This window comes from Thiomonas sp. SCN 64-16, from assembly GCF_001725585.1.
Lineage (GTDB): Bacteria > Pseudomonadota > Gammaproteobacteria > Burkholderiales > Burkholderiaceae_C > Thiomonas > Thiomonas arsenitoxydans.
In genome coordinates, this window is record NZ_MEGQ01000046.1 from 1 (window position 1) to 20,025 (window position 20,025).

The 20,025-nt window shown below is 63.8% G+C and carries 17 protein-coding genes; 11 read left to right on the forward strand and 6 right to left on the reverse strand.

The window, feature by feature from the left end:
• The 8 genes from accD to ABT24_RS12465 all read left to right on the forward strand — a co-directional run.
• On the forward strand, window positions 1–662 hold a 662-nt coding region (gene accD / locus ABT24_RS12430; protein WP_286737929.1), incomplete at its 5' end, for an acetyl-CoA carboxylase, carboxyltransferase subunit beta.
• 50 nt (window positions 663–712) lie between these two features.
• Window positions 713–2,038, forward strand: a complete 1,326-nt coding sequence (gene folC, locus ABT24_RS12435) for a bifunctional tetrahydrofolate synthase/dihydrofolate synthase (RefSeq protein WP_276726960.1) — start codon at window positions 713–715, stop codon at window positions 2,036–2,038.
• Window positions 2,035–2,883 carry an SPOR domain-containing protein gene (locus ABT24_RS12440; RefSeq protein WP_286737932.1) on the forward strand — a complete coding sequence of 283 codons (849 nt, stop codon included), beginning with the start codon at window positions 2,035–2,037 and terminating at the stop codon, window positions 2,881–2,883. Before folC ends, ABT24_RS12440 begins: the two co-directional genes overlap by 4 nt.
• On the forward strand, window positions 2,880–3,371 hold the full coding sequence (locus ABT24_RS12445) for a CvpA family protein (protein WP_276726964.1): 492 nt from the start codon (window positions 2,880–2,882) through the stop codon (window positions 3,369–3,371). The genes ABT24_RS12440 and ABT24_RS12445 overlap by 4 nt, the downstream gene beginning before the upstream one ends.
• 40 nt (window positions 3,372–3,411) lie before the next feature.
• A complete protein-coding gene (gene purF / locus ABT24_RS12450) occupies window positions 3,412–4,914 on the forward strand; it encodes an amidophosphoribosyltransferase (RefSeq protein ID WP_276726966.1) in 1,503 nt (500 codons plus the stop codon).
• On the forward strand, window positions 4,911–6,125 hold the full coding sequence (locus ABT24_RS12455) for an O-succinylhomoserine sulfhydrylase (protein WP_276726967.1): 1,215 nt from the start codon (window positions 4,911–4,913) through the stop codon (window positions 6,123–6,125). Before purF ends, ABT24_RS12455 begins: the two co-directional genes overlap by 4 nt.
• Window positions 6,126–6,165: 40 nt before the next feature.
• A complete protein-coding gene (gltX, locus tag ABT24_RS12460; RefSeq protein WP_013123852.1) occupies window positions 6,166–7,575 on the forward strand; it encodes a glutamate--tRNA ligase in 1,410 nt (469 codons plus the stop codon).
• A 140-nt stretch (window positions 7,576–7,715) separates the two neighbouring features.
• Window positions 7,716–7,973, forward strand: a complete 258-nt coding sequence (locus tag ABT24_RS12465; RefSeq protein ID WP_013123851.1) for a hypothetical protein — start codon at window positions 7,716–7,718, stop codon at window positions 7,971–7,973.
• Window positions 7,974–8,099: 126 nt separating this feature from the next.
• Here the strand turns inward: ABT24_RS12465 and ABT24_RS12470 are convergent, their stop codons facing one another.
• On the reverse strand, window positions 8,100–9,140 hold the full coding sequence (locus ABT24_RS12470; RefSeq protein WP_276706618.1) for a quinone-dependent dihydroorotate dehydrogenase: 1,041 nt from the start codon (window positions 9,138–9,140) through the stop codon (window positions 8,100–8,102).
• Window positions 9,141–9,215: 75 nt separating this feature from the next.
• On the opposite strand from ABT24_RS12470, the gene rpiA reads away from it, so the two are divergent.
• A complete protein-coding gene (rpiA, locus tag ABT24_RS12475; protein ID WP_156054660.1) occupies window positions 9,216–9,878 on the forward strand; it encodes a ribose-5-phosphate isomerase RpiA in 663 nt (220 codons plus the stop codon).
• 12 nt (window positions 9,879–9,890) lie between these two features.
• Here the strand turns inward: rpiA and ABT24_RS12480 are convergent, their stop codons facing one another.
• The 5 genes from ABT24_RS12480 to ABT24_RS12500 all read right to left on the reverse strand — a co-directional run bounded on the left by ABT24_RS12480 (window position 9,891) and on the right by ABT24_RS12500 (window position 16,909).
• On the reverse strand, window positions 9,891–10,508 hold the full coding sequence (locus ABT24_RS12480; protein WP_276726969.1) for a glutaredoxin family protein: 618 nt from the start codon (window positions 10,506–10,508) through the stop codon (window positions 9,891–9,893).
• A 159-nt stretch (window positions 10,509–10,667) separates the two neighbouring features.
• Complete coding sequence (locus ABT24_RS12485; RefSeq protein ID WP_276726971.1) at window positions 10,668–12,740, reverse strand: M3 family metallopeptidase; 2,073 nt, start codon at window positions 12,738–12,740, stop codon at window positions 10,668–10,670.
• 44 nt (window positions 12,741–12,784) lie between these two features.
• Complete coding sequence (gene folD / locus ABT24_RS12490) at window positions 12,785–13,645, reverse strand: bifunctional methylenetetrahydrofolate dehydrogenase/methenyltetrahydrofolate cyclohydrolase FolD (RefSeq protein WP_013123846.1); 861 nt, start codon at window positions 13,643–13,645, stop codon at window positions 12,785–12,787.
• Between the two features lie 68 nt (window positions 13,646–13,713).
• Window positions 13,714–14,328, reverse strand: a complete 615-nt coding sequence (locus tag ABT24_RS12495) for a response regulator transcription factor (RefSeq protein WP_013106583.1) — start codon at window positions 14,326–14,328, stop codon at window positions 13,714–13,716.
• A gap of 55 nt (window positions 14,329–14,383) precedes the next feature.
• Entirely contained in the window at window positions 14,384–16,909 is a 2,526-nt protein-coding gene (locus ABT24_RS12500) for a PAS domain-containing sensor histidine kinase (protein ID WP_013106582.1), read from the reverse strand.
• Between the two features lie 243 nt (window positions 16,910–17,152).
• On the opposite strand from ABT24_RS12500, the gene aceE reads away from it, so the two are divergent.
• Window positions 17,153–19,873, forward strand: coding sequence for a pyruvate dehydrogenase (acetyl-transferring), homodimeric type (gene aceE / locus ABT24_RS12505; RefSeq protein WP_286737937.1), 2,721 nt, complete (start codon window positions 17,153–17,155; stop codon window positions 19,871–19,873).
• Window positions 19,874–19,911: 38 nt separating this feature from the next.
• Window positions 19,912–20,025 (forward strand): biotin/lipoyl-containing protein (locus ABT24_RS12510; RefSeq protein ID WP_286737938.1); only part of this gene is annotated, 114 nt, incomplete at its 3' end.

The following is a 20,025-nucleotide window of genomic DNA, read 5'->3' on the forward strand; positions in this document are numbered from 1 at the left end:
AAGGCCGGTACGAGATCGGTCAGGAAGTGCTGCCCATCGATCCGCTGAAATTCAAGGACAGCCGCAAATATCCCGATCGCCTCAAGGAGGCGCTGGAAAACACCCAGGAGACCGACGCGCTGATCGTCATGGGCGGCGCCATCCAGACCCTGCCGGTGGTAGTGGCCTGTTTCGAGTTCGAGTTCATGGGCGGCTCCATGGGCTCTGTGGTCGGCGAGCGTTTCGTGCGCGGGGTGCAGGCGGCCATCGAGCAGAAGGTGCCTTTCATTTGCTTTACCGCCACGGGCGGCGCGCGCATGCAGGAAGGCTTGCTCAGCCTGATGCAGATGGCCAAGACCAATGCCGCGCTCACCCGCCTGTCCGCAGCCGGGCTGCCTTTCATTAGCGTACTCACCGACCCGACCATGGGCGGGGTGTCGGCCAGTTTTGCCTTCATCGGCGATGTGGTGCTGGCCGAACCCAAGGCGCTGATCGGTTTTGCCGGCCCGCGGGTGATCGAGAACACCGTGCGCGAAAAGCTGCCTGAGGGCTTCCAGCGCGCTGAGTTTCTGCTGCAAAAGGGCGCGGTTGACCGTATCGTTGACCGCCGTGAACTGCGCGGCGAACTCGCGCAAATGCTGGCCATGCTGCTGCGTCAGCCTGCCGACGCGATCGCTTCCTGATTTCCTCAGACTTTCCCGTCGTTCGCAGCCGCGGGCGACGGGCTTTGCGTATGTCTCCCACACCCCACACTCTGGACGGCTGGCTAGCCCACGCCGAGTCGCTGCATGCCCGCGTGATCGACCTGGGGCTTGAGCGCGTGCAGGCGGTGCGCGCGGCCATGCAGTTGCAATTCAGCTGCCCGGTCATCACCGTGGCGGGTACCAATGGCAAGGGCTCGACCTGCGCCATGCTCGAAGCCATTCTCATGGCGGCGGGCTACCGCGTGGGCGTCTATACCTCGCCGCATCTGGTGCATTTCGAGGAACGCTGCCGCATCGCAGGGCAGACGGTGAATGCGCAGGACTTGCTGCCGCATTTCGCCGCTGTCGAGCAGGCCCGGCTGACCGCAGGCGAGGGCGGCGCGGCGGTGAGTTTGAGCTATTTCGAGTTCACCACTCTGGCCATTCTGTCGCGGCTTGCCAGCCAGCGGCTCGATGCCGTCATTCTCGAAGTCGGGCTGGGCGGGCGGCTCGATGCGGTGAACGTGATCGACACCGACTGTGCCATCATCACCAGCATCGACCTCGATCACATGGAGTTTCTCGGGCCGGACCGGGAGTCCATCGGCCGCGAGAAGGCGGGCATCATGCGGGCCGCAAAGCCCGCCATCGTCAGCGACCCGCAGGCGCCGCAGTCGGTGCGGGATCACGCCGAGGACATCGGCGCCGATCTCTGGCTGGCCGGACGCGACTTTCACTACACCCACCTGCCGCAGCAATGGGGCTGGCAGGGGCGCGCACAGCGTCGGCACAGCCTGGCGTTTCCGGCGCTGCGCGGCGCCAATCAGCTGCTCAACGCCAGCGGCGTGCTCGCCGCGCTGGAGGCCTTGCAGGCCGCCCTGCCAGTTGCGGCGCAGGCGGTGCGCGAAGGGTTTGCGCGAGCGGAGCTGCCCGGGCGCTTTCAGGTGCTGGCGGGTCAGCCCACGCTGGTGCTCGATGTGGGCCACAACCCGCACGCCATCGCCGTGCTGGCGGAAAACCTCGACAGCATGGGCTACTTTCCCGTCACCCACGCGGTGTTTGGCGCCATGGCCGACAAAGACATCCCCGGCATGTTGCGCCGCATGTTGCCGCTGGTCGACGTCTGGCATCTTTGCGACTTGCCGACGCCGCGAGCCGCGTCGGCAAAAGAGCTGGCGGCTCACCTGCTCGCCTTGAAGCCAGACGCCCGCATCGCCCAGCATCCCGACCCCTTGCAGGCGCTGCGCGCAGCGGCCGCTGCCGTGGAGCTGGCCGATAGAATCGTGGTGTTCGGCTCCTTCTACACCGTGGGCGGTGTGATGCAGGAGGGGCTGCCCCGACTTCACGGCAAGCATCTCGTTTCCTCCCCGCAATGACCTTTGGCGCTCCCCGTAATTCCGCCCGTCGCTCCTCCAGAGGCGATGACTCCGATTCGCAAAGCCAGGACAGTCTGCGAGCGCGCGCGCGTCGGCGTCTGATCGGCGCAGTGGCGCTGGTGCTGCTCGGGGTGATCGTGTTTCCGCTGGTGTTCGACTCCAAGCCCAAACCGGTACCGTCGAACATCGCGCTCGATATTCCCTCGCAGAGCAAGGCGCCGGGCCTGGCGGTGCCCGCTTCCGCGCCCATGCTGCCCGCGGCGTCCAGCGTGTCCGTGCCCTCGGGCGAACGCGCGGCCGTGGCGCATGCGGCGAGCGCTGTGGCTGCGGCCCCCGCGCCAGTTCCACCCGAGCCGGTGGTGGCCTCGAAACCGGCGCCTCAGCCAATACCCGCAGCACCCAAACCCAGTCCGGTACAGCAGGCGGAGCCGGTTGTCCCCCCGCCAGCACCCAAGCCACCCGCCCCGACACCCGAGCAGGCACGGCAACTGGCCAGTGCGCGCCAGGCCCTTGCGGCGCTCGAAGGCAAATCGCCCGACCAGATTTCCACTGCGCAGGCCGAGGCGGCGCTGGCGAATAAACAGCACGCGACGCAGGAAGACGTCGCCCCCTCGAAGGCGCGGTTTGTAGTGCAGGCTGGCGCGTTTGCCGACGCGCATGCCGCCCAGTCCGTGCGGGCCAAAATTGAAAAAGCCGGATTCAAGACCTATACCCAGGTGGTCGATACCGCGCAGGGCAAGCGGGTTCGGGTGCGCATCGGCCCCTTTGCCACGCGCGATGAAGCCGAGCGGGCCTTGCACAAATTGCAGGCGCTGGGTCTCAGCGGTGCGGTGCTGACGCTGTGAGTCCGCTGGACTGGTTCCTGCTCGTCGTCGTGGGTTTGAGCGTGCTGATCAGCTTGTTGCGCGGCGCGGTGTATGAGATCGTCACCCTGTTGGGTTGGATCGGGGGCGTCTGGTTTGCGGCGCACTTCGCGCCCAGCCTGGGTGCAAGGTATTTGCAGGCCATCGACAATATCGATATGCGCCTGTTGGCGGCCTATGCGATGTGTTTCATCGTGGTGGTGCTGTGCGCGGGCATACTCGCCTCGGTGCTGCGTTTGCTGTTGCGTGCAAGCGGACTGGGTATTTTTGACCGCAGCATGGGCGCGCTGATCGGTCTGGTGAAGGGCGTGGCGTTGTCGTTGTTGCTCGTCGCCCTTGGCGCCCAGACGGCGCTGGCGCAGAGCGCGATGTGGAAAACGGCGGTGCTCATTCCGCCGGCGCAGTCTTTGCTGCTGGCCATTCGCCCTTGGCTGCCCGCCGCTTTCGTCACCCATTTGCCGCAAGGCTGAAGTGTTTGGCTCTCCCCTCGTTTCCTGAAAGACCACTCCCATGTGCGGCATCGTCGGCGTCATTTCGCAGCAACCCGTGAACCAGCTTCTGTACGACGCGCTGCTGCTGTTGCAGCATCGGGGTCAGGACGCTGCGGGCATCGTCACCGGCTCGGGCTCCAAGCTCTATATGCACAAGGCGCGTGGCATGGTGCGCGATGTGTTTCGCACTCGCAATATGCGCGCGCTGCCGGGCGATTACGGTATCGGCCAGGTGCGCTATCCAACCGCGGGCAACGCCGAAAGCGAGGAAGAGGCGCAGCCGTTCTACGTCAACGCGCCGTTTGGTCTGGTGCTGGCGCACAACGGCAATCTGATCAACGCGGTGGCGCTCAAGCGCGAGCTGTTCAATAACGATCACCGCCACATCAACACCGAGTCGGACACCGAGGTTTTGATCAACGTGCTGGCGCACGAGATCGAGCGCCGCACCCACGGGTTGCCGCTCTCAGTCGACGATATTTTCGCCGCGGTGCGCGCGGTGCACCTGCGCTTGCGCGGTTCATACGCAGTGGTGGCGCTGATTGCAGGGCACGGTCTGCTGGCTTTTCGCGATCCCTTCGGCATTCGCCCCTTGTGCTTCGGTACGGCGGGCGAGGGCGGCGAGGTGATGGTGGCGAGCGAGTCGGTCGCGCTGGAAGGCACGGGCTACAAATTCGAGCGCGACATCGCGCCGGGCGAGGCGATTTTTGTCGATCTGCAAGGCCGGTTGCACAGCCAGCAGTGCGCGGCCGAGCCGCAGCGCAATCCCTGCATCTTCGAGTACGTTTATCTGGCCCGCCCAGACTCTGCGCTCGACGGCGTGTCGGTCTATCGCGCCCGTTTGCGCATGGGCGAAACGCTGGCGCAGCGGGTGATCTCGGTGCTGCCGCCCAGCGAGATCGATGTGGTCATTCCCATTCCTGAATCCAGTCGGCCGTCGGCCATGCAACTCGCGCACAGGCTGGGTCGGCCGTACCGCGAGGGTTTTGTCAAGAACCGTTATGTGGGGCGAACCTTCATCATGCCCGGACAGGCGGTACGCAAGAAGTCGGTGCGGCAAAAGCTCAACGCCATCGGCCAGGAATTCGCCGGGCGTAACGTGCTGCTGGTGGATGACTCCATCGTGCGCGGCACCACTTCGCGCGAAATCGTGCAGATGGCGCGTGAGGCCGGGGCGCGCAAGGTGTATCTGGCGTCCGCCGCACCGCCGGTGCGCTATCCCAATATCTACGGCATCGACATGCCCACGGCCTCGGAGCTGGTGGCGCACAACCGTAGTGTCGAGGAAATCCGCCAGATCATCGGCGCCGATGTGCTGATCTACCAGGATCTCGACGCCATGAAGCGGGTGATCCGCGAGATCAACCCCGAGATCGTCGAGTTTGAGGCGTCGTGTTTCGACGGCTGCTACATCGCCGGCACCTTGCCGCCCGATGAAGGCAAGAACCGGGGCGAAGGCGTGGCACCCAACACCGGCCGGCTCAGCCTGCAAGGGGCCGAGGAGCAGGGGCAGCTGTCATGACCGCACAAGACCGAAGCGCCCCTGATCTCGCGCTCGATACGCTGGCCGTGCGCGAGGCCTTGCCGCGTTCGCAATACGGCGAGAACAGCGAGGCACTGTTCCTGACCAGCAGCTTCGTGCATCCCGATGCGGCGACCGCGGCTGCCCGGTTTGCCGGGGAGCAGGACGGTTTTGTCTATTCGCGTTTTTCCAATCCCACTGTCTCCAGCTACGAGCAGCGGCTTGCCGCGCTCGAAGGCGCGGAAGGCTGCATCGCCACGGGCAGTGGCATGGCCGCCATTCTGCTGCTGGCGATGGCGCTGCTCAAGGCGGGCGATCATGTGATCTGCTCACAAGGGGTGTTCGGCTCCACGATCAATCTGTTCGGCCGCGAACTGGCCCGCTTCGGCGTGGAGACCACGTTCGTTTCGCAAACCGACGTGACGCAATGGGCGGCGGCCCTGCGGCCCAATACCCGGCTGCTGTTTGCCGAAACGCCGTCCAATCCGCTGACCGAGGTCTGCGACATCGCCGCGCTGGCCGATCTGGCGCACGACGCTGGCGCCCAACTGGTGGTGGACAACTGCTTTTGTTCACCGGCCTTGCAGCGTCCCCTCGATTTCGGCGCCGACTGGGTGATTCATTCCGGCACCAAATACCTCGATGGTCAGGGGCGGGTGATCGCAGGCGCGGTGTGCGGCAAAGCCGCGCCGATCCACGACAAGCTGCTGCCCGTGCAGCGCACCATCGGTCTGTCGCTCTCGCCCTTCAATGCCTGGGTGGTGCTCAAGGGCATGGAAACCCTGGGCGTGCGCATGATGGCGCATAGCGCTGCTGCGCTCGCCATGGCGCAATGGCTGCAGGCGCAGCCTGCTATCGGCCGGGTGTTCTATCCCGGCCTTGATACCCATCCGCAGCATGCGTTGGCCATGCGTCAGCAAAAGACCGGTGGTGCCGTACTGTCGTTCGAGCTCAAGGCCGACGATGCGCAGCAGGCCAAAGCGCGGGCGTTTCACCTCATCGACCACACCCGCATTTGCTCCATCACCGCCAATCTGGGCGACACCAAGACCACCATCACCCACCCGGCGACGACCACGCATGGCCGCCTGAGCGAAGCGCAGCGGCAGGCCGCAGGCATCGGCCAGGGGCTGATCCGCCTGGCCGTGGGATTGGAAGATGTGGGTGATCTTCAGCGCGATCTCAGCCGGGGTCTGCAGACCCTGAGCTGAGCACGTCTTCTTGTCCTTTTTTCACTTTCCGAATTCGACGATGACCACCCAGCCGCACCGCGTTCGTACCCGCTTCGCTCCCAGCCCGACCGGATTCATCCATCTGGGCAATATCCGATCGGCACTTTACCCGTGGGCATACGCGCGGCACCACGGCGGCGACTTCATTCTGCGCATTGAAGACACGGATACCGAACGTTCGTCCGAAGAAGCCGTGCAAGTCATCCTGCAGGCGATGGACTGGCTCGGGCTCGATTATGACGAAGGCCCGTTCTATCAAATGCAGCGCATGCCGCGTTACCGCGAGGTGCTCGATCAACTGCGCCAGTCTGGCATGGTGTATCCCTGTTATATGTCCACCGCCGAGCTCGATGCCCTGCGCGAGCAGCAACTCGCCGCCAAGCAAAAGCCCCGCTACGACGGCACCTGGCGCCCGGAGCCCGGCAAGGTGCTGCCGCCGATTCCCGAAGGCGTGCAGCCGGTGTGGCGCTTCAAGACGCCGACCACTGGCGTCGTGGCCTGGCATGATTTTGTCAAAGGCCGGGTCGAGATTCGCAACGAAGAACTCGACGATCTCGTCGTTGCCCGCCCCGACGGCACACCGACCTACAACTTCTGCGTGGTGGTGGACGACATCGATATGCAGATTACCGATGTGATCCGCGGTGATGATCACGTCAACAACACGCCTCGGCAACTGCACATCTTCCAGGCCTTGGGCGCCAAGCCCCCGCGCTATGCCCACCTGCCCACCGTGCTCAACGAGCAGGGCGAGAAACTCTCCAAACGCAATGGCGCCAAGAGCGTGCTGCAGTACCGCGACGAAGGCTATCTGCCCGATGCGGTGGTGAACTATCTGGCGCGGCTGGGTTGGTCGCATGGCGATGCGGAGATTTTTTCGCGCGCCCAGTTTTTGGAGTGGTTCGATCTCGACCACCTGGGCAGCTCGCCAGCGCAGTTCGACGAGGCCAAACTGCGCTGGGTGAACGCGCATTACATCAAGCACACCCCTGCGGAGGAACTGGCCGCACTCGTGCGTCCCTTGCTCGACAAGGACGGCATTGCCCACCAGACGCCTGATCTCGCGGCGGTTTGCGCCCTGCTGCACGACCGCGCCCAGACGCTACCCGAACTGGCCCAACAAACCCTGTTGTTCTATCGCCCCACCGCGCCCGACGCCGCTGCGCTTGAGCAGCATCTCGGTGCGCAGGGAAAGGCGGCCGCGGCGGATTTTCTGGCCCAGCTCACCGCCCTTCACGACTGGTCGCGCGAAGCGATCAGTGCGGCCCTCAAGAGCGTGCTCAAACAGCACGGCCTGAAAATGCCGCAACTGGCCATGCCCGTGCGCTTGATGGTCACCGGCCGAGAGCAGACCCCCGCTGTCGACGCGGTGCTGGCCTTGCTCGGACGGGACACCGTCGTGCAGCGCCTCGAAAAATATCTCGGCTGATTCAATCCGGTTGCCGGGTCAAAGTAGGCGCTGAAGCTTACTTCCGGTTATAATTGTTGGGTGTTTAACGGGGCAATTTTTCTGTTGCATGTGGTATGCGGCAGACAGTGTTGTCCCACAGTTCCATCAGAGGGGTAAACGTGGCAAAAGCGACGACCACAGGCAAAACCAACGGTGTTGAACTCGAAGAGTCAAACTCCTCCACCACCACAAAATCGGCAGATCCCTGGGATTTGATGATGCAGAACGCCGAGGAAGTGGCCTCCACATTCCGCAAGCGGCCTCAAGTGAAAGTGTCTTCACCCTGGCGTGAAGGGTTTGGCAGACCGCTCTCCCAGCGGTCGCGCGAAATCTATGAGCACATCACTGCCAACAAAACCCGCCTGAAGCAAAAATAAGCGCTTTTTCAACGCTTTTTTATTTTTGGCGCTTTTTTCGCGCCAAACTTTTCCAATAAAAGCGCCTGCAACCGACTTTGCAGGCGCTTTTATTTTGGCCGTCTTCTCGGGGCCAGGGGTTCAGGCTTACTCCCCTCGGCTGGCTTCAAGCGCGAGCGCCTTGGCGCACTCGCCCACCAGTTCCGGGCCGCGGTAGATCAAGCCGGTGTAGAGCTGAACCAGATCGGCGCCCGCGCGCAGTTTTTCGACCGCGTCGGCCCCGCTCATAATGCCGCCGACACCGATGATCGGCACGTTGTGGCCCAGACGCTGGCGCAGCCGCGCAATCACCCGGGTCGAGGCGGCGCGTACCGGCGCCCCGCTCAGTCCACCCGCTTCATGCGCATGGGCCAACCCGGCCACGGCGTCGCGGGCGAGCGTGGTGTTGGTGGCGATGACGCCATCGAGGCCATGCGTCAGCAACTGATCGGCGATGACGTCGATGTCGGCGTCTTCAAGGTCGGGGGCGATTTTCAGCAGCATGGGCACATGGCGGCCATGCTGTTGCCGCAGGCGCTCGCGCGTGGCGGCGAGGCCTTGCAGCAGGCCCTGCAGGGCGGCGTCGGTTTGCAACTGGCGAAGGTTGCGGGTGTTGGGCGACGAAATATTGATGCTGACATAGTCGGCCTGGGTGTATACCCCTTCCAGGCCCAGCCGGTAGTCGTCGAGCGCCTGCTCGACGGGGGTGCTGGCGTTCTTGCCGATGTTCAGGCCGATGGGCACGGGGCGATGGCTGCGGCGCACATGACGCAAAAAAGCCTCCAGCCCGGCATTGTTGAACCCCATGCGATTGATCAACGCCTGCGCCTGCGGCAGCCGGAACATGCGGGGCTTGGGGTTGCCGGGCTGCGCGCGGGGGGTTACCGTGCCGACCTCGACAAAACCAAAACCCATCGCCGCGAGGGCGTCGATGGCCTCGCCATTTTTGTCGAGCCCGGCGGCCAGACCGACACGATTAGCGAAACGCAAGCCGAGAAGTTCCACCGGGTCGTGAACCGGCGCATGGGCGTACAGAATCGACAGCCCGGCAGAATGCGCCATGCGGATGCCGCTCAGCGTGAGGTGATGCGCCCATTCTGGATTGAGGCGGAACAAAATAGGGCGAATCAGCGGATAGGAGAGCGGCATGGAGAGCAGACGAGGTCGCTGAGCACAGGGCGGCGCAGCGATAATGAAGACTGACATTTTTCGTGAAGACCCGACATGACGCAAGACGAACTCAAACAGCAGGTCGCCGCGGCCGCGCTCACCCAGGTGCCGCAAGGCGAAATCATCGGAGTTGGCACGGGCTCGACGGTGAATTTTTTCATCGACGCCCTGGCTGGCATCAAGCACCAGATCAAAGGCGCGGTGTCGAGCTCCGAGCGTTCCACCGAGCGCCTGCGCGCGCATGGCATCACGGTGTATGACCTCAACGAGGTGGCGCAGCTTTCGGTCTATGTCGATGGCGCCGACGAAATCGACGCCTCGGGCGCGATGATCAAAGGCGGCGGCGGCGCGCTGACGCGCGAAAAAATCATCGCCGAGGCCGCAGAGCGCTTCATCTGCATCGTCGATCAAAGCAAGCTGGTGCCGGTGCTGGGTAAATTTCCTTTGCCGGTCGAAGTCGTGCCGATGGCGCGGGAACTGGTGGCGCGCCGCTTGCGTGCCCTGGGGGGCGATCCGCGCGAGCGTTCAGGCTACGTGACCGATAACGGCAATCTGATTCTGGACGTTCACGGCCTGGAGATTGCGCAGCCGCGCGAATTTGAAACCCGTGTGAACCAGATTCCGGGTGTGGTGACCGTGGGCCTGTTCGCACTGCGCGCTGCCAACGTCGCCCTGATCGGCACTGCCGAGGGTGTGCAGCGGCGCGATTTTGTTTGACTAATTCTCTGACTAAAACTGAAAGCCCTTGGGGGCGTTCGGATTTGGCGGTGGCAGCACGGAAGGTTCGGTCGGCACGCGCTTTTGTTCGGGGGCCGAAGCTTTCTGGGCTGGGGGCGGCACCAGCGCCACGGGCTGCGGACGCACATAGTCGCGCGGCAGTTCGCTCTTCTTCGGATAGCCTGCAGCATCGAGCGCGATGTCCCAATTACTGGAACTGAAACCGGTGCTCAGTTTGGTGCTGCCGATGATCACCAGCGGGAGCTGGTCGCTGCCGTTCGACAAAGCCTTGTAGGCCTTGATGTCGGCATTGGTTGTGATGGTTTTTTCGGCGAAGGGAATGCCGCGCTGTTGCAGGTAGTCGCGTGCGGCATCGCAGGCCTCGCATTGCGGCGCGGTGTAGAGCGTGACGGGGTATTTGCGCGCCGCTTCACGCAACGCGGCGGGAAAGCCGGCAAAGCTGCTGGGCGTCGCACTGCCGTTGGCCGACAACGACTGCACAGCCTTGCCCTGCGTGCTGCTGGGCGGTACATCGCTGAAGGTGACCGAGCCGTCCGGGCCGACGATCTTATAAATCGCCCAGGCGGGCGTGCCCGCGGTCAGGCCGAGCGCCAGTGCGGCGGAAAACATGAGGGCGTGGCGCGAAGTTCGTTTCGTCAGTCGTTTCATCGTTCTGTGCAGCAAGGGCCAAGACAAGCTGCAAGTGTGCCACGGCTGCGCCCAGGCCGGGCTGCGAGCGCGGTGTTTTCGCCACAGGCGGCGGGACGGGTTCGGGGCCATCGCGTGCGCTCAGGCGACTTCAGCCGCTTCAGCCGTCATACCGCTGTGGCGGAGCAGGGCATCGATGCGCGGCTCGCGGCCACGGAAGGCCTTGAACGAGTCGATGGCATCGCGGCTTCCGCCCACGGCGAGAATGGCTTGCTGATAGCTCTTGCCCACTTGCGGACTGAGCGGACCTTCTTGTTCGAAGCGCTCAAAGGCGTCGGCCGACAGCACTTCAGCCCATTTGTAGCTGTAGTAGCCCGCTGCATAGCCCCCGGCGAAGATGTGGGAGAAGCTGTTGACGAAGCGGTTGAACGCCGGTGGCTTCAGCACGGCGATCTCGTTGCGGTTCTCCGCCACCAGCGCTTCAATCGCTTCGGGTGTGAAAGTGCGCAAGTCGTGGTGCAGGCGCATATCGAGCAGCGAAAACTCGACCTGACGCAGGGTCTGCATGCCGGACTGGAAGTTTTTCGCGGCCAGCATTTTGTCGAACAAGGCGCGCGGCATGGCTTGGCCGGTTTCCACATGATGGGTGAGAAAGCGCAGCACTTCCCATTCCCAGCAGAAGTTTTCCATCAGCTGGCTGGGCAGTTCCACCGCGTCCCATTCGACGCCAGAGATGCCCGACACGGCGATGTCGTCCACCTGGGTGAGCATGTGGTGCAGCCCGTGGCCGAACTCGTGGAACAGGGTCTGCACGTCGTCGTGGCTCAGCAGGGCCGGCTTTCCGCCCACGGGCGAGGGAAAGTTGCAGGTGAGGGTGGCGACCGGAGTTTGCAGCGTGCCGTCCGCGCGCAGCCAGCGCGAACGCACATGATCCATCCACGCGCCCGAGCGTTTGCCGTCGCGGGCGTACAGGTCGAGGTAGAACAGACCGACGCTGCGACCCTCGGTGTTTTCGATGCGATATAGCTCGGCATCGGCGTGCCAGGCGTGAATGTCGCCCTCCACCCGCCGCAGCTTCACGCCGAACAGGGTTTCGACCACGCGGAATAGCCCGGCGATGACGGTGGGCAGGGTGAAATATTGCCGCACTTCCTGCTCCGACAGGGCGTAATGCGACTGCCGCAGTTTCTCGGAGGCCCAGGCGATGTCCCAGGCTTCGAGCGGGGCCAGGCCAAGCTCTGTTTGCGCGAAGGCGCGCAGGGTGTCGAGGTCGCGCTGGGCGAAGGGACGGGCGCGGGCAGCGAGGTCTCGCAGAAAGTGCAGCACCTGCTCCGGGGTGTCGGCCATTTTGGGCACCAGCGAGACTTCGGCATAGTTGGCGTAGCCGAGCAGACGGGCTTCTTCGTCGCGCAGGGCGAGAATTTCGGCCATGACGGCGGAGTTGTCGAACTTTGCATCGCCCAGCTCGCTGGCACGGGTGACGTAGGCGCGGTAGAGGCGTTCGCGCAGTGGGCGGTGTTCGCCGTGCTGCAGCACGGGCATGTACGACGGATAGTGCAGGGTGAATTTATAGCCGGGTTTGCCGTCGCGCTCGGCGGCTTCGCGCGCGGCCTGCAGGGCATCAGCCGGAATGCCGGCGGTTTGCTCTTCGCCGACGTACTCGGCACAGGCCGCTGTGGCATCAAGCACATGTTCGGAGAAGGTTTGGCTGAGTGCGGCCAGGCGCTCCTGAATTTCGGCGTAGCGGCTGCGGGCGGGGCCTTCGAGCAGCGCACCGCTCAAGCGGAAGTCACGCAAGGCGTGCTCGATAATGCGCTGGCGCGTCGGGCTGAGGCGGGAAAATTCGGCGCTGTCGTGCAGGGCCTGATATTGCCGCAGCAGCCCTTCGTTCTGGCCCAGCCGGGTCCAGAACTCGGTGACCTTGGGCAGCATGGCGTTGTAGGCGGCGCGCAGGGCGGGGGTGTCGGCCACGGCGTTGAGGTGGCCGACGACACCCCAGGCACGGCCCAGATGTTCGGTGGCGCGCTCCAGCGGCTCCACCACGGCGGCCCAGGTGGGGGCAGTGGTGGTTGCGGTGACCTGATCCAGCGTTTGTTCCGCCGCCTGAATCAGAGCGTCGAGCGCGGGCTCGATGTGCTCGGGTTTTACTGCGGCATAGTCGGGAAGATCGCGAAAATCACACAGCGGGTTGTTGGCGGGCAGAGCAAGCGTCATGGCGTCGGTCGGTGCATCAAGTCGGGTCGGGGACGAGGCTGAAATTATGGGCGGGCGTGGGCTCGCTCGCACGACTCCAGGGTATTGACCAGCAGCATCGCAATGGTCATGGGCCCGACGCCGCCGGGCACCGGGGTGATCCAGCCGGCGACTTCGCTGACGCCGTCGAAGTCCACATCGCCGCAGAGCTTGCCCGCTGCGTTGCGATTCATGCCCACGTCGATCACCACGGCGCCGGGCTTGACCATGTCGGCAGTGATCAGGTTCTCGCGCCCGACGGCAGCCACCAGAATATCGGCCTGGCGGCACACCGCAGCGAGATCGGCCGTGCCGCTGTGCGCGATGGTGACCGTCGCATTGGCCGCCAGCAGCATCAAGGCCATCGGCTTGCCGACAATGTTCGAGCGGCCCACCACCACCGCCGACTTGCCGCGCAGATCGCGTAGGCCGATGGATTCGAGCATTTTCATGCAGCCATACGGCGTGCAAGGCTTGAAGCCGGGCTGTCCCACCATCAACGCCCCCGCGCTGGCGACATGAAAGCCGTCCACATCCTTGGTCGGTGCAATGGCTTCGATCACCTTGTTGGCGTCGATGTGGCGGGGCAGGGGCAATTGCACCAGGATGCCGTGGATCGCCGGATCGGCGTTGAGCGCGGCGATGCGCTGTAGCAGCGCGGCTTCTTGCAGGTCGGCGGCGTATTGCTCCAGCACCGAGTGGATACCGGTCTGCTCGCAGGCCTTGATTTTGTTGCGCACATAGACCTGGCTGGCCGGGCTGTCGCCCACCAGAATGACGGCGAGGCCGGGGCGATGTCCCGCAGCGGTGCAGGTCTGCGCGCGCTGCGCGACCTGCTGGCGGATTTGGGCGGAGAGGGCGAGACCGTCGATGCGTTGGGCTGTCATGGGAATGGGCTTGGAAAAATGCACCACGCCCGCGTGGTGCGGGCGTGGTGCATGGGGAGGGGATGGATTTATTTCGGTGCGCCGAGCGCAATCTTGAGCAGATCGGCCACGGTGCTGACGTTGAGCTTTTCCATGATGTTGGCACGGTGCGCTTCAACGGTCTTGATGCTGATGTTGAGATCGTCGGCGATCTGCTTGTTCAGCCGTCCGGCCACGATGCGTTCGAGCACCTGCGACTCGCGCGCAGTGAGTCGGCCCAGCAGGGCGCCGCGGCTGGCTTCGGCCTGCTGCTGATCGGCGGTCAGACGCGCTTTCTGCAGCATGCGATCGACCAAATCGCGCAGCACGACTTCGTTGAACGGTTTTTCGATGAAGTCGATCGCGCCCTTTTTCATGGTGTCCACCGCCATCGGCACATCGCCGTGGCCGGTGATGAACACCAGCGGCATGCTGCAGCCGCGATGCAGCAATTCATCTTGCAACTCCAGGCCGTTCATGCCGGGCATGCGCACGTCGACGATGAGGCAGGCGACTTCGCGCGGGTCGAAACGGGTGAGGAAACTTTCGGCGGATTCGAAGCAGCGCACGCGGTAGTCGTTGCCTTCGAGCAGCCACTGCAGCGAATCGCGCACGGCCTCGTCGTCATCCACCACATACACGGTACCTTTGTTGGCTGTTTTCATGAGCAATCGAGAAGGATGGGGAAGTGATGAGAAGTGGGGCTTCAGTGGCCGGGGATCACAAGCGGGACGGAAGGAAGTCGGGATGCGCGGAATCGCCGGAGGGAGCCGGTGGCCGAGGCCGCTCTTTGGGGGCTCCGAGCGGCAGGGTGAAGCTGAAGAGGCATCCGGCAATCACCGATTGATTGTAATAATTCTCGGCCCAGAGACGGCCCTGGTGATACTCGATGATCGAGCGGCAGATGTTCAGGCCGATGCCCAGGCCTTCGGCCTTGGTGGTGTAGAAGGCTTCGAACAGTCGCTCCATCACGGCTTCATCGATGCCGGTGCCGTGATCTTTGACGGTGAAAGTCACCCGCTCGGCATCCGACATGATCTTGAGCTCGATGCTGCGCAGATTGCCTTGGCGCCCGGCCTTGTCCACCGATTCGGCCGCATTGCGCAGCAGGTTGAGCAGGACCTGCTCGATCAGAATCGGATCGGCGTACAGCGTGGGAATGCCGGGGGCGACGAAGTTGAGCAGCCGCACATTGCGCCGGGTGAGCTCGATTTCGGCCAGTTCCAGGGTGTTGCGCACGATGTCCTGCACGCGGCATGACACCCGCGCGGGCTCGCTCTTTTTCACAAAGTCGCGCACCCGTTTGATGACCCCGGCGGCCCGCTGCGCCTGCCGTCCGGTTTTTTCCAGCGCATCGATCAATTCCTGCTGGGTCATGCCGTGGGTCTTGACGCGGGCGATCATGCCCGAGGAATAGTTGCTGATGGCGGTGAGCGGCTGGTTGAGCTCGTGCGCCAGCGACGAGGCCATCTCGCCCATGGTGATCAGTCGGCTGGTGATCTGGGCCTTTTCTTCCTGCTTGCGCGCGGTCTCTTCGGCGCGCTTGCGGGGGGTGATGTCGGTGGCGATCAGCAGTTGCGCCACCCGGCCGTCCACCCATTGCATATAGCGCTGGCGCACGTCGAACCAGCGGTCGAGCGCTTCGACGTGGGTTTCATGCGCGTTGGAATGGCCGTCGAGAATTTCGTCGGCGGGCAGGCCGGCAAACGAGTCGACGGTGTCGACATGATCGTCGTCGGCGACCGAAGTCATCTGCCCGCCATTGAGCATGAGGTGGCCGTGCACCGACGCGCCGAACCACTGGCGGTAGAGCTTGTTGGCGAACAGCGGCTCTTCGGTGCCCAGCGAGATCACCGAGACCGCGGCGTCCAGCCCTTCGAGCACGGCGACGAAGCGCTCGTGAGAGGCGGCGAGTTCCTGGCGGATGCGGGTGGGCTCGGTGATGTCGGTGACCGACATGATCCAGCCCGTCTGCTTCTCGCGCACGTCGATCAGCGGCGAGACATAGACCCGCGCGTCGAACTCGCTGCCGTTCTTGCGGCGGATTTTCAGCGCGAATCCCGAGGGCGGCGCCAGGCCATCGAGGCTTTGCTGAATGGCCAGGGCCATTTCAGCGCCTTGTTGCGCGGGCCAGTAGGGGTAGGGCGGCTGGCTGCCTATCAGGTCGCTGTCTTCAAAGCCGGTCATGCGGCAGAACGACAGGTTGACATATTGAATGCGGCCCTGCATGTCCACCGCCTGCATGCCGGTGGAGAGCGAGTTTTCGATGGCGCGGCGAAAGGCGGTTTCGCGGGTGAGCGCCTCCTGCGCGCTCAGGCGTTGGCGCAGCTGGTTCCAGCTCGTCAATAACGTCCACAGGGTGAGCGCCGACAGCAGGAACACGCTCCAGTACAGGCCCTTGGTGGTCCAGCTCGGGCTGCTGCGATAGCTGCTGACCTGCAGCACTAGCCCGGGCTCGAACGGGGGCAGGGGCGCGCGGTACTGCAGCGCCTTGTCGCGTATGGGCTGGCTTGAAGCGCTGTCGAGCAACTGGTTGTCGGGGCCGAGGAGCGAAACGGCATAGCTGGCATTGAGGTCTTCCGGCACCGAGTTGCGCAAGATGCCGTCGACGGAGTACACCACGCCCACCACGCCGGCGAGCTGGTCGTTGCGCACCACCGGCGTGGCGGTTTCGAGCAGCCAGCCGTTGTCGGCGCCCTTGAACGGTGTTGAGTACGCGGTGCGCTGGCTGACCAGTGCCTGCTGCATGAGTTGCAGGCTGTTGGCGCGCTTGAGGGTCTTGCCCACCAAGGTGGCGATCTGCTCGGTGGCGAGGTTGGGGTTGCCTTTTTTGAACACCACGGCGCCATCGGGATGTGCGTAGTACACCAAAAGCAACTGCGGATAGCGTCGCAGCAAGCGCAGCGCCTGCACGTCGAACGGCCCGGGTCGGTCTTCATGCAGAGAGAGGTTGTTGGCGATGGCCTGCACTTGGTCCTGCGCGAGGGTGAGGTCGAGGCTGATGCGTTGCTGCGCCCATTCGCTATCGCGCTGCAAATTGTCTTTGTCGCGTTGCAGGTCGGCCTGCTGCGAATAGCTCACCAGCGCGGCCATGGCCGCCAGAAACAGAATGAAGACGACAAGAGGCAGCACCAGCAGCACACGGTCGGACTGCATGCGCCGCAGCAGCGCGCGCGCGCGCAACAGCCCGAAGCGCTGCGGCCAACTGCGGCGGCGGAAAGTGGGAACGTGCTTTGAAGGATTCACAGGAGCAGTCTAGAGTGTCTGGAACACAGAGCCCTCAAATGTCGGCCCTGCGTTTTGTCGAGAACCGCCCGGTAGTTGAGTTGACCAGCAGATTTTGCGTTGACGCAGTTCGATCTTCAAACGAGGCAGATGGGTGAAAGAAATCGGGCAAAACCGCGCCTTTAATTTCACGATGCGAAATCAAATCTTGTGATTTGAAAAATTGTTTGCGATACTGCGCCACAAATTCATGAGGAGAACATGATGGCCGCCTTACCCGAGATGCAACCCAGCTCACTTTCCGTCGCCGCGGGAGATGCTGATCCCCAGGAAACCCGAGAGTGGTTGGATGCGCTGGACGCGCTGATCGCTGCCGAAGGCCCGCAGCGGGCGCATTTCGTCCTCGAATCGCTGATCGCCGAAGCGCGGCAGAACGGCGTGGACGTGCCCTTCTCGGCCAACACAGCCTACGTCAACACCATTGCCACCGACGACGAGGTGCGCAGCCCGGGCAATGTCGAGATCGAGGAGCGGCTGCGCGCCTACATGCGCTGGAACGCCATGGCGATGGTGGTTCATGCCAACCGTCTGCACCCGGCCGATGGAGGCGATCTGGGCGGGCATATGGCCTCGTTCGCCTCGCTGGCCACCATGTATGGCACTGGCTTCAACCATTTCTGGCACGCACCCACGGCCGAACACGGCGGTGATCTGATTTACTTTCAGGGCCATAGCGCGCCGGGCATCTACGCCCGCGCCTATATGGAAGGGCGGTTGACGGAAGAGCAGCTCCTGCATTTCCGCCAGGAAGTCGGCGGCAAAGGGCTGTCGAGCTACCCCCACCCCAAGTTGATGCCGAACTTCTGGCAATTCTCAACAGTGAGCATGGGGTTGGGGCCGATCATGGCGATCTACCAGGCCCGCTATCTCAAGTATCTGCACGCCCGTGGCATTGCCGATACCTCCAAGCGCAAGGTCTGGGCCTTCTGCGGCGACGGTGAAATGGACGAGCCCGAGGCGCTCGGCGCCGTGGGGCTGGCGGCGCGCGAAAAGCTCGACAACCTGGTGTCCGTCATCAACTGCAATCTGCCGCGCCTCGACGGCCCGGTGCGTGGCAACGGCAAGATCATCCAGGAGCTCGAGGCCGAGTTCCGCGGCTCGGGCTGGAACGTCATCAAACTCATCTGGGGCTCTTACTGGGACCCGCTGCTGGCGCGCGACAAAGACGGCATCCTGCGTCAGGTGATGATGGATGTACTCGACGGCGACTATCAGGCGATGAAGGCCAATGACGGCGCCTTCGTGCGCAAGCATTTCTTCGGCCGCGACCCGCGCCTGCTCAAGATGGTCGAGCACATGAGCGACGAAGACATCTGGCGCCTGAACCGTGGCGGCCACGATCCGCAAAAGGTCTATGCCGCCTTCCACGCCGCGGCCAACCATCAGGGCGGCCCCACGGTGCTGCTGGTCAAGACCATCAAGGGCTACGGCATGGGCCGCGCGGCCGAGGCGCGCAATGTGGCGCACCAGGTCAAAAAGCTCACCGATGAAGACATTCGCGAATTCCGCGACCGCTTCAACATCCCGGTGCCCGACAGCGAACTGCCCAAGCTGCCTTTCTTCAAACCGGCCGACGACACGCCGGAAATGAAGTACCTGATGGAGCGTCGCAAGGCCCTGGGCGGCCCGCTGCCGCAGCGCCGCGAAAAGGCCGACGAACATCTGCCCGTGCCCGATCTGAAAGAGATTTTCCAGCCCATGCTCGAAGCCACGGCCGAGGGCCGCGAAATCTCCACCACCCAGGCTTATGTGCGCTGCCTCAACCAGTTGCTGCGCGACAAGACGCTGGGCCCGCGCGTCGTGCCCATTCTGGTGGATGAAACCCGTACCTTCGGCATGGAAGGGCTGTACCGGCAGATTGGCATCTACGCGCCGGAAGGACAGAAATACACCCCGGTCGATCGTGGCGAGGTGATGTATTACCGCGAAGACAAACAGGGCCAGATCCTGCAGGAAGGCATCAACGAAGCGGGCGGCATGTGCTCGTGGATCGCCTCGGCCACCAGCTACTCGCACAGCAACCGCATCACCATTCCGTTCTACATCTTCTATTCGATGTTCGGCTTCCAGCGCATCGGCGACCTGATCTGGGCCGCGGGCGACATGCTGGCGCGCGGCTTCCTGCTGGGCGGCACCTCCGGGCGCACCACCCTCAACGGCGAGGGCCTGCAGCACGAAGACGGCCACAGCCAGGTCATGGCGGCCAACGTGCCCAACTGCATCAGCTACGACCCGACCTTCGCCCACGAAGTGGCCGTCATCCTGCATGCGGGTCTCAAGCGCATGGTCGAGAATCAGGAGAACGTGTTCTATTACCTGACCCTGCTCAACGAAAACTACGCCCAACCCGGGCTGCAGCCGGGCACCGAAGAGCAGATTCTCAAGGGCATGTATCTGTGCAAGCCGGGCAAGGCCGAGGTCAAGCAGCGCGTGCAGTTGCTCGGCTCCGGTTCCATCCTGCGCGAAAGTCTGGCGGCGCAGGAACTGCTGGAAAGCGACTGGGGCGTCGCCGCCGACGTGTGGAGCTGCCCGAGCTTCAACGAACTGGCGCGTGATGGCAAGGCCGCCGAACGCTGGAATCTGCTGCACCCCACCGACAAGCCGCGCGTGCCCTTCGTCACCCAGCAGCTCGACAAGCACGCAGGCCCGGTGGTGGCCAGCACTGACTATGTGCGCCTGTTCGCCGAACAAATTCGTCCCTTCCTGCCCAAGGGACGCAATTACCGGGTGCTGGGCACCGACGGCTTCGGCCGCTCGGATACCCGCACCGAGCTGCGCCGCCACTTCGAGGTCGATCGCCACTACATCGTGCTGGCTGCGCTGCGCGGTCTGGTCGATGAGGGTGCGCTGCCTGCGTCCAAGCTCACCGAGGCCATTGCCAAGTACGGCATCGACACGGAGAAGGTGTTCTCGCTCTACGCCTGAACGACCGCCGAACGCACACACAACAGGAGACACCCAACATGGCCGTCGTCGAGGTCAAGGTTCCCGATATCGGGGACTTCAAGGATGTGGAAGTGATCGAGGTTCTGGTGAAGGCCGGAGACCAGATCGCGGTCGATCAATCGCTGGTCACG